Source organism: Citrobacter sp. VF227, from assembly GCF_052950715.1.
The window spans coordinates 1-473 of record NZ_JBRFVF010000376.1; the positions used below are offsets into that span (position 1 = coordinate 1).

The 473-nt window shown below is 56.9% G+C and carries 1 pseudogene; it reads right to left on the reverse strand.

Going from position 1 to position 473, the window contains the following annotated elements:
- Nucleotides 1–473, reverse strand: a pseudogene (locus ACU8YC_RS26835) (imidazolonepropionase); the annotation flags it as partial.

A 473-nucleotide genomic window follows, 5' to 3' on the forward strand; every position in this document is an offset into this window, starting at 1 on the left:
CCTGTGCGGCCTGAAATACCCGTCCACTCTGCGCGAGGTGAAATCCGACGCTTTCACAGAACAGATCGACGGTCTCAAACAAACCTTGTTCCCACAGCTGCGGCAAAATGGTCTCGGACACCAGCGTAATATAGCCGTCAGGATCATCCCTGAATTCCGCTGGAGTCGCATGCGCAGCCAACAGCGTCGGACTTATTTCCACGATATTTGCCGCCGCCAGCCCCGCCGCCACGCGTAAAATCTTCTCTTCTGTCTGCAAATCCAGACCGTAACCGGATTTAAGTACCAGAAACGTAACGCCTGCGTTGATCAGATGGTCCATCCGCTGATGGGCAACGTGTAAAAGTTGTTCGTCCGTGGCGCTGCGGGTCGCTCATCCGGTGGCATTGATCCCCCCGCCCTGGGCGCTTCTCTGCTGGTAAGAGGCCTCGTTGGGCCGTTGTTCCCACTCGTCTGCGCGGTTTCCACCAAAC